The following is a 10,348-nucleotide window of genomic DNA, read 5'->3' as shown; positions in this document are numbered from 1 at the left end:
CTTAGTATTCCACCCGGTAACGGCAACAGGCCCCGCCCTCCGCGATGCGCTCCTCCCGCACCAGGGGGAGGGCCAGGACCTCCTGGTAGGCCAGAAGCTCCCCCTGGCAGAGGGTCCCGTGGGCCTGGGAAAGGGCAAGCCTAGGACATCGCCTTTGGCAGAGGTAAAGAACCCCATCCCTTTCCTCCACCTCCGCCTCGTAGCCCCGAGCCCGTAAGAACTCCGCCAGGCGCTCAAGCTTTTCCTTCAGGGGAAGGCCCTCCAGCCCCAGGGCCTTGAGGTCCTCGAGGTAGCGCCCCTTCAGGAACTCCGCCGCCCCCTCCGCCCCCAGGATGCGCTCCAGCCCCGAAAGCATGTCCGCGCAGAGGGCCACGTAGGGGGTGGCCTCGTCCCGGGCCCGGTAGACCCGGTAAGGGCGGCCCCGGCCCCTGCACTTCCTGAGCTCGGAGAGGACGAGGCCCCTGGCCTCCAGGTCCTGGAGGTGCTTCTGCACCGCCACCCGGCTGATCCCTAGGGCCTCCGCCAGCTCCTTGGCCGTGAAGGGCTTGAGGCGAAGGAGCTCCAGGGCGCGCTCTTTGGTGCCTTCCAGGAGTAGGGCCATGCTAGGCCATGGGCAGGGGCAGGAAGGTCTGGACGCTTAGGGCGGCGGCGAGCTCCCGGGCCGCCTGCAAGAAGGCCTGGGCCTCCGGGCCTTCGGGGTCCTGGACCAGGATGGGCACCCCCCGGTCCCCGGACTCCCTCAAGGGGAGGGTGAGGGGGATGCCGCCGAGGAAGCGCACCTTGAGGGCCTCCGCCAGCCTGCGCCCGCCTCCTTCGCCGAAGATGGGGGTGGGCTTGCCGCAGTGGGGGCAGAGGAAGTGGCTCATGTTCTCCACCACCCCCAGGATGGGCACCTGGACCTTCTTGAACATGTCCGCGGCCCGCTCGGCGTCGATGAGGGCCACCTCCTGGGGGGTGGTGACGATCACCCCCCCCGAGACCCGGGTGAGCTGGGCCAGGGAGAGCTGCACGTCCCCCGTGCCGGGGGGCAGGTCCACCACCAAGTAGTCCAGCTCCCCCCAGTTCACCTCCTCCAGGAACTGCTTGAGGGTGCCGTGGAGGATGGGCCCCCGCCAGATCATGGCCTGGCCCGGGGGGACGATGTTGGCCATGGACAAGACGCGGATCCCGTGGGCCTCCAGGGGAAGGATGCGGCGGTTTTGGTCCACCTTGAGGCGCTGGCCCTCGAGGCCGAACATCTTGGCCTGGCTGGGGCCGTAAAGGTCCGCGTCCAGAAGACCCACCTTGGCCCCTTCCCGGGCTAGGGCCAGGGCCAGGTTGGCGGCCACGGTGCTCTTCCCCACCCCGCCCTTGCCCGAGGCCACGGCCACCACGTGCTTGACCCCGGGGATGGGGTACTGCTCCGGGGGGCGCACCCCGCCCCCGAAGCGCACCCGCACCGCCTCCGCACCCAGGGGCTTCAGGGCCCTTTGGATGTCCGCCTCAATCTGGCCCTTTAGGGGGCAGGCCGGGGTGGTGAGGTTGATGAGGAGGTCCACCCGTGCCCCCTCCACCCGCACCTCCCCCACCATGCCCAGGGAAACCAGGTCCTTGCCCAGCTCGGGGTCCAGCACGCCTCGTAGGGCCTCGAGGACCCGCTCTTCCGTCAGCGCCATACCGGGCCTAGGGTATACCAGGTGAAAGTTTTGGGCAAGGGGGAATCTCACAGTTTTCATCGGTTAGGATAGGGCGTGTACCCCGAGTGGCAAAAACGGCGTTTCTTTGAACTCCACCTGGCCTGGCTGGTCCAGGGGCCAAAGGGCTACGACCTCCTCTTCAAGGTGAACCCCTATAGCCTCTACCGCAGCCGGGAGGAGGCCCTGGAGGCCGCCAAGGCCCTGGTGGAAGGAAGCCTGGACCAGGACCCCAAGGTGGGGCAAAACCGGGCCCCCCTTCGCCTTGAGGAGGAGGACCGGACCCGCTTCCTCATCCTTCTGGAAAGCGGAAAAGCCCTCCTCCCCCTGGACCGCTACGCCCTCTACGGGGAGGTGGCGGAGGTGGAGGAGCGCCTCCTCTTCCGCGCCCCCTTCCAAGACCCCAAGTGCCCCATAAGGAGCCTGGAAGGCAGGAGGGTGCGCCTCCTCAAGACCCCCCTAAACGACCCCGAGGGGGAAAGCCAGGAGGTGGCCCGGGGGACCCTCCGCCTCCTCCCGGAGGGGCTGGAGGTGGGAGGCTTCCGCCTCCCCCTTCCCCCGGAAACCCCCATAGAGGGCCTGGCCTACGAGGAGGCCTTCTTTGACCTGGGTCCGGACCATTACTACCTGTACGCTTTGGGGGAAGGGGATGGCTAAGAAGGGCCTGACCCCGGAGGAAAAGGCGCGCCTGGAGGAGGAAGCGGTTCTGGAGGCCATAAAGGCCCTCCCCGAGCCCGACCGCACCCTGGCCGAGGCCCTCCACCGCCTGGTGCGCCTCGAGGCCCCTGGGCTTGCCCCCAGGCTTTGGTACGGAATGCCCGCCTACGCCTTAGGGGGGAAGGTGGTCCTCTTCTTCCAGCCCGCCTCCAAGTTCAAAACCCGCTACGCCACCTTGGGCTTCACCGACGCGGCCAGGCTGGACGAGGGGCTCCTCTTCCCCGTAGCCTTCGGCCTAAAAGGACTCAGCCCCAACGAAGAGGAAACCCTCCGGGCCCTCCTTAAGAAAGCCCTGGGGAGCGGCTAAAGCCCTTCCAGAAGCTCCTCCGCCTCCTCGGCGTAGCGGTCCCAGGGGATGAGGACCACCCCCCCTTCCCCTCGAGCCGGGTAGTAGGGGAGGTCCAGGCAGAGGGGGGTGTGGAGGAAGGGGGCCTCCCGCACCCAGGCGGGCGGGGGCTTTAGGGGCCTGGGGCGGGGAAGGAGGCGGGGGAGGAGGAGGAAGAGCACCTTCCACATCAGTTCCTCCGCACCTTCTTGTTGAGGAAGTCCAGGAGGAGGTAGCGGCCGATGTTGCCCGGGTGGGTGAGGTAGGCCTTGCCCCGGGTGATCTGGGAAAGCTTCTTCACGAAGGCCAGAAGCTCGGGCTCCCGGGCCAGCATGAAGGTGTGGATGGGGATCCCCTCCCGCCGGGCCAAGGTGGCCTCCTTGAGGGTTTCCGCCAGGATCAGGGGGTCCAGGCCCCAGGCGTTTTTGTAGATCTCCCCGCTGGGCAGGGTGATGGCCGAGGGCTTGCCATCGGTGATGAGGATGATCTGCTTCATCTCCCCGCCCATCTTGCGGAGCAGGGTGCGGGCGAGCTCGAGGCCGGCCTTGGTGTTGGTGTGGTAGGGCCCCACCTGGGCCAGGGGGAGGCGGGCCAAGGGGATCTCCTCCGCGGTGTCGTGGAAGAGGACAAAGCGCACCCGGTCCCCGGGGAACTGGGTGCGGATGAGGTGGGCCAGGGCCAGGGCCACCTTTTTGGCGGGGGTGAAGCGGTCCTCCCCGTAGAGGATCATGGAGTGGGAGCAGTCCAGGAGGACCACGGTGCTCATGGCCGCGGTGTACTCGGAAAGCTCAATGACGAGGTCCTCCTCCGAAAGGTTCTCAAAACCTTTGGGGAGAGCCCTCTTCAGGGTCTCGGTGACGTGGAGCTCCAGGGGGTCGCCCCACTCAAAGGGCTTGGTCTCCCCCACCCGCTCCACCCCCGGGGCGTGGTGGGGGGTGGGGTGGAGGCCGGGGGCATTGCGGCCCAGGGCCCCCAGGAGCTCCCTCAAGCTCTTTAGGCCCAGGAAGTCCGAGGCCTTTTCCGTGAGCTCAAAGCGGGCCTCCCCCGCCTCCCCCCGGTACCCGCCCTGGGCGGGGCCCAGGGGGTCTTCCCCCGGCAGGCGCAAGTACCCAGCCTCCTGGAGCTTTTCAACCATCCGCCGGATGGCCTGGTGGAGCCGGGTCTCCTCCTTGCGGTCCGCGAAGCGGGCCTCCCGGAGCCAGTCCTCGGGCACCAGGTCGTTTTGCAGAAGGGCCTGGAGGAGGGCATCGTAGAGGTCCTCGAGGGTGGGCCTGCGGTCGGGGTCCGGGTCGTAGCGCTGGAAAGGGTCCTGGAAGCCCGAGTCCAGGAGGAAGTCCTCCAGGAGGGAAAGGATCTCCTCCGCGCTGAGCTCGGAGGGGTCCCCTTCGTAGCGGCTATAGCGGACGGCCTTCATGGAGCCTCCCTAAAACCCGCCCCATCAGACGGGCGTAGCTAGCCCGGGCCAAGGCCTCGTTGTAGGGGTGGACGGTACGGTTACGGTCGTCCAGGGCCAGGCGCACCCCCTCCTCGTCCAAAACCGCCGGGAGGGTTTCCAAGGCGCGCCGGGCCACGGCCAACCGCTCTAGAACTCGCCCCACAGCACCCCCTCCTCCAGCACCCGGGCGCGGAAATCCGGGTCCACCTCGGAAAGGTCCACCAGGTCCACCCGGTGGACCACAGGAGCCTCCTCCAAGGCCTCCCGCAAGAGGGGGAGGAGGTGGGCCAGGGGCGTTGGCGAACGCAGGGCCAGGTCCAGGTCCGACCCCCGCCAAAGCCGCCCCTTAGCCCCGGAGCCAAAGAGGTAAAGCCGCACCCCTAGGCCCTGAAGGTAGGGCCTTAAGGCCTCCAGCACCGCTTCCCGCTCCTGCTCCAGGCTAGTTGCCATAGCTCCTTTCCCGCTGGGCCGCCTGGTAGCTGGCCTCCCCCCGGGCGAGCTTCCTCCGCCCCACCAGGCCCTCCAGGACGAACTCCGCCGCGGAGAGGAGGTAGCCCCCCTCCTCCGTCCCCGCAAGGGCCGTTGCCGCCTCCAGAAGCCCCGGCACCTCGGAAAGGCGCCTCAGGGCCTCCTCGAGGTCCCCCTCGGGCACGGTGAGGAGGTTCCCCTGCTCAAAGTAGGCCAGGATGGGCTCCGCCCGCACCTTGTAGCGGGGAAGGACCAGGCCGAAGGCCTTCTGGACGATCTCCCGGGCCACCCGCTCCGCCCCCTGGAGCTCCCCCTCGTACTCCAGCTCCAGCTTCCCGGTGATGGCGGGGAGGGCCTGGTACAGGTCCAAAGGCCGGGCCACCGGGGGCACCCCCTGGAGGAGGGCCCGCCTCTCGGCGCTTGCCGCCACCACCTCCAGGAGGCTGATGGAAAGGCGCTGGGAAACCCCCGCGGTCTGGTCCACCCGCCGGTCCTCCCGGGCAGCGAAGGCCACGGCCTCCACGGAAAGCCGCACCCACTCGGGCACCTCCACCCCCTCGGGCAGGAAGGCCTCCTGGGCGCTGATCTTCATCCCCTCCTCCAGGGTCTTGGGGTAGTGGGTGCGGATCTCGCTCCCGATGCGGTCCTTTAAGGGGGTCACGATGCGGCCCCGGGCGGTGTAGTCCTGGGGGTTGGCGGTGAAGACCAGCCACACGTCCAGAGGGAGCCTTAGGGGGAAGCCCCGGATCTGCACATCCCCCTCCTCCAGGATGTTGAAGAGGGCCACCTGGACCTTGGGGGCCAGGTCCGCAAGCTCGTTGACCGCGAAGATCCCCCGGTTGGCCCGGGGCAGGAGGCCAAAGTGGATGGCCTCGAGGTCGGAAAGGGCCGTCCCCCGCCGGGCGGCCTTGATGGGGTCCATGTCCCCGAGGAGGTCGGCCACGGTGGTGTCGGGGGTGGCGAGCTTCTCCACGTACCGCTCCTCCCGGGGGATCCAGACGATGGGGGCCTCGTCCCCCGCCTCCTCCAAAAGCCTCCTCCCCTCGGGGGAGATGGGGCTTAAGGGGTTATCCCGAAGCTCCGTGGGGAGAGCGGGGATCTCCTCGTCCAGAAGGGCGGTGAGGCTTCTCAGGATGCGGCTTTTGGCCTGGCCCCGGGTGCCGAGGAGGATGAAGTTCTGTTTGGCCAAAATCGCCTGCACCAAGGCGGGGATGACCGTGTCCTCGTAGCCGTGGATGCCGGGGAAAAGCCTCTCCCTCCGGGCGAGCTTGGCCCGGAGGTTCTCCCGCGCCTCGTCCTTCACCGTCCGTCGGAGCTTTTCTATGGGGTAGGTGCGCCTGAGTTCGCCCAGGGTTTTGGCCTTCACCCCTCCAGTCTAGCGAAGGACCCCTTCGGGGTATGTGCCGGGGAGCACCAGGCCCGCCTAACCCCTTTCTCATGGGCCAGGCGTAAGGTGGCCCTGGATGGAGATTCACGGAACTACGATCCTAGCCGTGCGCAAAGACGGCGTCACCGCCCTAGCGGGGGACGGCCAGGTCACCTTCGGCCAGACCGTCTTGAAGCGGGGTGCGGTGAAGGTGCGGCGCCTCGAGGTGGGGGGAGGGGTGCTGGTGGGCTTCGCCGGGGGCGTGGCCGACGCCCTGGCCCTTCTGGAGCGCTTTGAGGAAAAGCTCCAGGAGGCCAAGGGCAACCTCCTTAAAGGCGCCGTGGAAACCGCCAAGCTCTGGCGCACCGACCGCATCCTCCGCCACCTCCAGGCCATGATCGTGGCCGCGGACCGGGAGAACCTGGTCCTCCTTTCGGGCACGGGGGAGGTCATCACCCCGGAGGAACCCCTCCTCGCCGTGGGCTCCGGGGGGCCCTACGCCCTGGCCGCGGCCAAGGCCCTCCTGCGCCATAGCGCTCTCTCCGCCCGGGAGATTGCCGAGGAGGCCATCAAGATCGCCGCCGAGGTGGACCTCTACACCTCGGGCCAGGTCACCGTCCTCACCCTGGGGGAAGCATGAACCTCACGCCTGCGGAAATCGTCCGGGAGCTTTCCAAGCACATCGTGGGCCAGGAGGCGGCCAAGAAGGCGGTGGCCGTGGCCCTAAGAAACCGCTACCGCCGCAAGAAGCTCCCCCCGGAGATCGCCCGGGAGGTCACGCCCAAAAACATCCTCATGATCGGCCCCACCGGGGTGGGCAAGACGGAGATCGCCCGCCGCCTGGCCCGGCTGGCGGGGGCCCCTTTCGTGAAGGTGGAGGCCACCAAGTTCACCGAGGTGGGCTATGTGGGCCGGGACGTGGACTCCATCGTGCGGGATCTGGCCGAGGCCAGCTACCAGCTGGTGCTGGAGGAGATGAAGAAAAAGGTGGAGGAAAAGGCCCTCCGCCTGGCGGAGGAGGAGCTCGCCACCCTCCTCCGCGCCTCCCCCGCCGAGGTGCGCTCGGGCCGGCTGGACGCCCTTTCCGTGGAGGTGCAGGTGGAGGAGGAGGTGGCCCTGCCCTTCATGGGGGTTTTGGGGGGCGAGGGGTTTGGAGGCATGGGGGAGATGCTGAAAGGCCTCCTCCCCAAGCGGCCCGTTCGGCGCCGGATGACGGTGAAAGAGGCGCGGGAGATCCTCAAGAACCAGCACGCCGAGCGGCTCATAGACAAGGAAGAGCTCAAGGAGGAGGCCCGCCGCCGCGCCCAGGAGGACGGCATCGTCTTCATTGACGAGATCGACAAGGTGGCCCGCCGGGAAGGGAGCATCGGCCCCGACGTCTCCGGGGAAGGGGTACAGCGCGACCTCCTCCCCATCGTGGAGGGCACGGTGGTCTCCACCCGCATCGGCCCCATCTCCACGGAGCACGTCCTCTTCATCGCCGCGGGGGCCTTCCACGTGGCCAAGCCCTCGGACCTCATCCCCGAACTCCAGGGCCGCTTCCCCATCCGGGTGGAGCTTTCCCCTTTGGGGGCGGAGGAGTTCTACCGGATCCTGAAGGAGCCGGAAAACTCCCTTATCCGCCAGTACACCGAGCTCCTCAGGGCGGACGGCACGGAGCTTGTCTTCCACGATGAAGCCCTTTGGGCCATCGCCGAGGCCGCCCACCGGGCCAATCAGGAACTGGAGGACATCGGGGCGAGAAGGCTCGCCACCGTGCTGGAAAGGGTTCTGGAGGAGGTGAGCTTCCAGACGGACCTGGGCCGGGTGGAGATCACCCGGGCCTACGTGGAGCAAAGGTTGGAGGCGGTCTTCGCTTCCAAGGACCTTTCGCGGTACGTGCTCTAGAGGTGCGGTATGCGCTGGTTGATCCTGGCTTTCGGACTTTCGGCCCTTGGCGCCCTGGCCCAGCAGACCCCTCCCCCCCCGCCCCAGACGGTCCAGCAGGACCCTTTGCGCCTGGGGGTGCAGCTTTACGCCCTGGGCCGCTATGAGACCGCCCTGGAGCTTTTTGAGCGGGCCCTAAAGGAAAAACCAGGCGACCCCGACGCCCAGTACTGGCTGGTGCGGACCCAGCTCAAGCTGGGCCTCCTAAACCCCGCCCTGGAGAACGCCAAGACCCTGGTGGCCCGCAACCCCCGGTACATGGGGGGGTACATGGTCCTGTCGGAGGCCTACATGGCCTTCTACCGGGCGGCGGAGGACAAGGAGCGGGCCAAGGGGTATCTGGACCAGGCCCTTTCCGTCCTGAAGGACGCGGAAAAGATCAACCCCAAGTACGCCTCCCTTTACCTCCAGCGGGGCCTGGTCTACATCCTTCTGGGGCAAGGAGCCCAGGCGGAGGAAAGCCTGAAGAAGGCCCTGGCCCTGGAGGACACCCCCGAGGTGCGCAAGACCCTGGCGGAGCTTTACCTGGCCCTGGGCCGTCTGGACGAGGCCCTGGAGCAGTACGCCAAGGCCTTGGAGCAGAACCCCAAGGACAGCGACCTCCGGGTCCGCTACGCCTCGGCCCTCCTCCTCAAAAACCAGGCCGCGGAGGCGGTGCGGGTGCTGGAGGAGGGGCACCGGCTGAAACCCCTGGACGCCGAGGGCTGGTACACCCTGGGCCGGGCCTACCTCCTCTCGGGGCGGAAGAAGGAGGCGGGCGTGGCCCTGGAAAACGCCGTGGCCCTGGCCCCCTTGCGTTTCCCCACCGCCTACGCCTACCTGGGCCAGATCTACCTGGAACTGGGGGACGCCCAGAAGGCCAGGAGCCGCTACACCGTGGCGGTGCGGCTGGAGCCTAAAAACCCCGAGTACCGCTTGGGCCTCTGCCTGGCCAGCGAGAAGCTGGGGGATAAGGCGGGGGCCCGGTACCAGTGCCAGGAGGCCTTGAAGCTTAAGCCGGGGTACAAGGAAGCGGAGGAGGTTCTAAAGCGCCTCTAGGAAATCCCTTTCCGCCCGGGACCAGACCCCGGGCGGGTTTCTTTTGGTGCCTTCCGCCCCCTTTTCCCGCTTAAGGGGCGCTAAACTGGGCCTAGCCGTGTGGCGCTACCAGAAGGGGCGGTTTTTCCAGGAGGATTTTCCCCTTCCCCAGGAGGCCACCCTGCTCCTATGCCTCAACGGGGAGCCCTGGACCGCCTTGAGCTACACCCCAGGGGAGGAGCTCCTTCTGGCCTTAGGCCACCTCTACCTGAGCGGGGTGGTGGGGGGCCTCGAGGGGCTCACCTGGCAGGTGGGGGACGGGGTGGTGAACCTGAACCTGCCCCAAAGGCCCAAGCGGGGCCTAGGGGTGCGGGACAGCGGGTGCGCCGCGGGGCTCCGCTTCGGCGAGACCCCCCTCCGCCCCCTGCCCCCCGTTTCCCTGGACCCAGGCCTTCCTCCCCGGCTCCTTTCCGAGCTCCGCCGGGAAGCCCGGGCCTACGCGGAAACCCGGGGCATCCACGGGGCGGCCCTCTTTGACCTCGAGGGCCACCTCCTTTACCTGAACGAGGACATCGGCCGCCACAACGCCGTGGACCGGCTCATGGGGTACATGCTCCTTGAGGGGATTAAGCCCCCCGTGCTCCTGGCGGTGACCGGCCGGGTGAGCCGGGAGATGGCGGCCAAGGCCATCGCCATGGGGGCCGTGCTCCTGGCCAGCCGCACCGGGGCCACCGCCCCCGCGGTGGACTTAGCCAAGCGGTACGGCCTAGCCTTGGCCGCCTACGTCAGGCCGGAAAGCTACCGCCTCTACGCCCCAGGCGGCCTCACAATCCCCATGCCCAACCCCACGGATTAGGCTTTTTCCTCTTTCTTCTCTTCCCCCTCGGAAAGGCCCTTCTTGAACTCCTTGGCCGACTGGCCAAGGCCCCGGGCAAGCTCGGGAAGCTTCTTGGCCCCAAAAAGGAGGAGGATGACGAGAAGGATGAGGATAATCTCCACAGGTCCTAGGCGCATGAGGGCATCATAGCACACCTTGACCCTCCCCCAGGCAAGTGATATGGTGGCCTTTGGGGCCAAGGCCCCGGGGCGTAGCGCAGGCCGGTAGCGCACCTGCTTTGGGAGCAGGGGGTCGCCCGTTCAAATCGGGCCGCCCCGACCAGGCGGGAGTAGCTCAGTTGGTAGAGCATCGGCCTTCCAAGCCGAGGGTCGCGGGTTCGAGTCCCGTCTCCCGCTCCAAACGCCGGGGTGGCGACACCCCGGCCAAGCTTTAGGGCCCGTAGCTCAGTGGACAGAGCAGCCGCCTTCTAAGCGGTAGGTCGGGGGTTCGAATCCCTCCGGGCCCGCCAATCCTGAAGGCAACCCCCGGGTCCCGAGAACCGGGGTGGCTTAGGCGAAATGGGTGGGGACGAACCCAAAACCCA

At 67.9% G+C, this 10,348-nt stretch carries 14 protein-coding genes and 3 tRNA genes; 9 read left to right on the top strand and 8 right to left on the bottom strand.

The window, feature by feature from the left end; all coding sequences use genetic code 11:
• Window position 1 precedes the first annotated feature (1 nt).
• Together B043_RS0111405 and B043_RS0111400 are read right to left on the bottom strand one after the other, a co-directional pair.
• Window positions 2-601 (bottom strand): helix-turn-helix transcriptional regulator, encoded by a 600-nt coding sequence (locus tag B043_RS0111405; protein WP_016329339.1) that lies wholly within the window; start codon window positions 599-601, stop codon window positions 2-4.
• A gap of 1 nt (window position 602) precedes the next feature.
• Window positions 603-1,655, bottom strand: a complete 1,053-nt coding sequence (locus tag B043_RS0111400) for an Mrp/NBP35 family ATP-binding protein (RefSeq protein WP_016329340.1) — start codon at window positions 1,653-1,655, stop codon at window positions 603-605.
• A 75-nt stretch (window positions 1,656-1,730) separates the two neighbouring features.
• On the opposite strand from B043_RS0111400, the gene B043_RS0111395 reads away from it, so the two are divergent.
• Entirely contained in the window at window positions 1,731-2,330 is a 600-nt protein-coding gene (locus B043_RS0111395) for a hypothetical protein (protein WP_016329341.1), read from the top strand.
• A complete protein-coding gene (locus B043_RS0111390; protein WP_016329342.1) occupies window positions 2,323-2,697 on the top strand; it encodes an iron chaperone in 375 nt (124 codons plus the stop codon). The genes B043_RS0111395 and B043_RS0111390 overlap by 8 nt, the downstream gene beginning before the upstream one ends.
• On the opposite strand, the gene B043_RS0111385 is transcribed toward B043_RS0111390, so the two are convergent.
• The 5 genes from B043_RS0111385 to B043_RS0111365 are packed head-to-tail and all read right to left on the bottom strand — an operon-like array spanning window position 2,694 to window position 5,984.
• Window positions 2,694-2,906, bottom strand: coding sequence for a hypothetical protein (locus B043_RS0111385; RefSeq protein WP_016329343.1), 213 nt, complete (start codon window positions 2,904-2,906; stop codon window positions 2,694-2,696). The two genes, B043_RS0111390 and B043_RS0111385, sit on opposite strands and share 4 nt — an antisense overlap.
• Window positions 2,906-4,129, bottom strand: a complete 1,224-nt coding sequence (locus B043_RS0111380) for a vWA domain-containing protein (RefSeq protein ID WP_016329344.1) — start codon at window positions 4,127-4,129, stop codon at window positions 2,906-2,908. Before B043_RS0111380 ends, B043_RS0111385 begins: the two co-directional genes overlap by 1 nt.
• Window positions 4,110-4,313 carry a hypothetical protein gene (locus B043_RS12465; protein ID WP_081623151.1) on the bottom strand — a complete coding sequence of 68 codons (204 nt, stop codon included), beginning with the start codon at window positions 4,311-4,313 and terminating at the stop codon, window positions 4,110-4,112. The genes B043_RS0111380 and B043_RS12465 overlap by 20 nt, the downstream gene beginning before the upstream one ends.
• On the bottom strand, window positions 4,298-4,600 hold the full coding sequence (locus B043_RS0111370) for a nucleotidyltransferase domain-containing protein (protein WP_018462091.1): 303 nt from the start codon (window positions 4,598-4,600) through the stop codon (window positions 4,298-4,300). Before B043_RS0111370 ends, B043_RS12465 begins: the two co-directional genes overlap by 16 nt.
• Complete coding sequence (locus B043_RS0111365) at window positions 4,590-5,984, bottom strand: AAA family ATPase (RefSeq protein WP_018462090.1); 1,395 nt, start codon at window positions 5,982-5,984, stop codon at window positions 4,590-4,592. The genes B043_RS0111370 and B043_RS0111365 overlap by 11 nt, the downstream gene beginning before the upstream one ends.
• 97 nt (window positions 5,985-6,081) lie before the next feature.
• Between B043_RS0111365 and hslV the strand changes: the two genes are divergently transcribed.
• The 4 genes from hslV to B043_RS0111345 all read left to right on the top strand — a co-directional run bounded on the left by hslV (window position 6,082) and on the right by B043_RS0111345 (window position 9,783).
• Entirely contained in the window at window positions 6,082-6,624 is a 543-nt protein-coding gene (hslV, locus tag B043_RS0111360) for an ATP-dependent protease subunit HslV (RefSeq protein WP_026234255.1), read from the top strand.
• Window positions 6,621-7,871 (top strand): AAA family ATPase, encoded by a 1,251-nt coding sequence (locus B043_RS0111355; protein ID WP_018462088.1) that lies wholly within the window; start codon window positions 6,621-6,623, stop codon window positions 7,869-7,871. Before hslV ends, B043_RS0111355 begins: the two co-directional genes overlap by 4 nt.
• Window positions 7,872-7,880: 9 nt before the next feature.
• A complete protein-coding gene (locus B043_RS0111350) occupies window positions 7,881-8,948 on the top strand; it encodes a tetratricopeptide repeat protein (RefSeq protein ID WP_018462087.1) in 1,068 nt (355 codons plus the stop codon).
• A gap of 97 nt (window positions 8,949-9,045) precedes the next feature.
• The gene (locus B043_RS0111345) at window positions 9,046-9,783 is read left to right on the top strand and encodes a formate dehydrogenase accessory sulfurtransferase FdhD (RefSeq protein ID WP_018462086.1); all 738 of its coding nucleotides are present in this window, start codon (window positions 9,046-9,048) and stop codon (window positions 9,781-9,783) included.
• Here B043_RS0111345 and tatA read toward each other — a convergent pair.
• A complete protein-coding gene (gene tatA, locus B043_RS0111340; protein WP_016329352.1) occupies window positions 9,780-9,941 on the bottom strand; it encodes a twin-arginine translocase TatA/TatE family subunit in 162 nt (53 codons plus the stop codon). The genes B043_RS0111345 and tatA overlap by 4 nt on opposite strands.
• A gap of 68 nt (window positions 9,942-10,009) precedes the next feature.
• Here tatA and B043_RS0111335 point away from each other — a divergent pair.
• From B043_RS0111335 to B043_RS0111325, 3 genes are all read left to right on the top strand, one after another.
• Window positions 10,010-10,086, top strand: a tRNA-Pro gene (locus B043_RS0111335).
• 1 nt (window position 10,087) lies between these two features.
• Window positions 10,088-10,163, top strand: a tRNA-Gly gene (locus tag B043_RS0111330).
• 34 nt (window positions 10,164-10,197) lie between these two features.
• Window positions 10,198-10,273, top strand: a tRNA-Arg gene (locus B043_RS0111325).
• The last annotated feature ends 75 nt before the right edge of the window (window positions 10,274-10,348 follow it).

This window comes from Thermus oshimai DSM 12092, assembly GCF_000373145.1.
Taxonomy (GTDB): Bacteria; Deinococcota; Deinococci; order Deinococcales; family Thermaceae; genus Thermus; species Thermus oshimai.
The sequence above is the reverse complement of the archived record's forward strand: the minus strand, read 5'-3'. Positions and strand labels throughout refer to the sequence as shown.

Excerpts from the sequence above, each read along its gene's own strand:
- B043_RS0111405 (WP_016329339.1), bottom strand. The coding sequence starts at position 601 with ATGGCCCTACTCCTGGAAGGCACCAAAGAGCGCGCCCTGGAGCTCCTT.
- B043_RS0111400 (WP_016329340.1), bottom strand. The coding sequence starts at position 1,655 with ATGGCGCTGACGGAAGAGCGGGTCCTCGAGGCCCTACGAGGCGTGCTG.
- B043_RS0111390 (WP_016329342.1), top strand. The coding sequence starts at position 2,323 with ATGGCTAAGAAGGGCCTGACCCCGGAGGAAAAGGCGCGCCTGGAGGAG.
- B043_RS0111385 (WP_016329343.1), bottom strand. The coding sequence starts at position 2,906 with ATGTGGAAGGTGCTCTTCCTCCTCCTCCCCCGCCTCCTTCCCCGCCCC.
- B043_RS0111380 (WP_016329344.1), bottom strand. The coding sequence starts at position 4,129 with ATGAAGGCCGTCCGCTATAGCCGCTACGAAGGGGACCCCTCCGAGCTC.
- B043_RS0111370 (WP_018462091.1), bottom strand. The coding sequence starts at position 4,600 with ATGGCAACTAGCCTGGAGCAGGAGCGGGAAGCGGTGCTGGAGGCCTTA.
- hslV (WP_026234255.1), top strand. The coding sequence starts at position 6,082 with ATGGAGATTCACGGAACTACGATCCTAGCCGTGCGCAAAGACGGCGTC.
- B043_RS0111355 (WP_018462088.1), top strand. The coding sequence starts at position 6,621 with ATGAACCTCACGCCTGCGGAAATCGTCCGGGAGCTTTCCAAGCACATC.
- B043_RS0111350 (WP_018462087.1), top strand. The coding sequence starts at position 7,881 with ATGCGCTGGTTGATCCTGGCTTTCGGACTTTCGGCCCTTGGCGCCCTG.
- tatA (WP_016329352.1), bottom strand. The coding sequence starts at position 9,941 with ATGCGCCTAGGACCTGTGGAGATTATCCTCATCCTTCTCGTCATCCTC.